The organism is Vibrio sp. 10N.222.48.A3 (assembly GCF_041475345.1).
In the GTDB taxonomy this organism is placed as follows: Bacteria; Pseudomonadota; Gammaproteobacteria; order Enterobacterales; family Vibrionaceae; genus Vibrio; species Vibrio tasmaniensis_A.
Genome location: NZ_JBFRVX010001072.1, coordinates 1 through 741, shown reverse-complemented (window position 1 = coordinate 741; position 741 = coordinate 1). Strand labels below are relative to the sequence as shown.

Annotated in this window: 1 protein-coding gene; it reads right to left on the bottom strand. The window is 39.3% G+C overall.

Features of this window, described 5'->3' with window-relative positions; genetic code table 11:
* Window positions 1-321 precede the first annotated feature (321 nt).
* The coding region (locus tag AB4653_RS23725; RefSeq protein ID WP_372105473.1) for a helix-turn-helix domain-containing protein at window positions 322-741 on the bottom strand (420 nt) is incomplete at its 5' end.

The following is a 741-nucleotide window of genomic DNA, read 5'->3' as shown; positions in this document are numbered from 1 at the left end:
AGAATAGGGTGATTAAAAATATAAATAGGATGATATAACGCTTCGGATTATGTCTTTTAGAGAGGAGCAATAAGATAGGTGTATGGCTGTTTTTATTCTATTATCTAATTGTATTTGTTGATATTTTATACTTGATGCCGTTTTTAATTTCCTGGTAAATCAGGAGGTTGTAGTTTGAGGGTGTTGTGGATATATATTACTCATTATATGACATCAGTCACATTTTAATTTCATCTGAAGTGTGGAATACCCACTTAAAAAGTATGCATTTATACGTTGCAGACTAAATTCAAGTAACTGGGCCATTGATCATCTTCATTATTAAAGAATCCCCAAGCTCTTTAGCTTTCTATAAATGGTATTGCGGCTGATACCCAGTATTCGCGATGTCTTGCTGATGTTGCCCTGATTGGCTTGATACGTTTGCAGCAAGGTTTCCTCAACGGTACTTCTTAAATCGTTATTCGTTGTGCCTTTGAAGGTATTAGGAGTCGTCAGTTGATGCTGATTATCTTGCGCTAATAACGTGAGATGTTGAGCAAGGTGGCTAGGCACATGCTCGAGTGTGAGTTGTCGTTCATCACTCGCGAGTAGGGCTGCGACCTTAAGTAAGTTATCTAATTCACGGATATTACCGGGCCATGAATAGGCGCACAGCAAGCTCATTAAGTGCGGGCAGATTGTCTGTTCGTCTTCGGCATATTTACGATGAATGTGCTCGATTAAGGCGTGCTTGTCTTG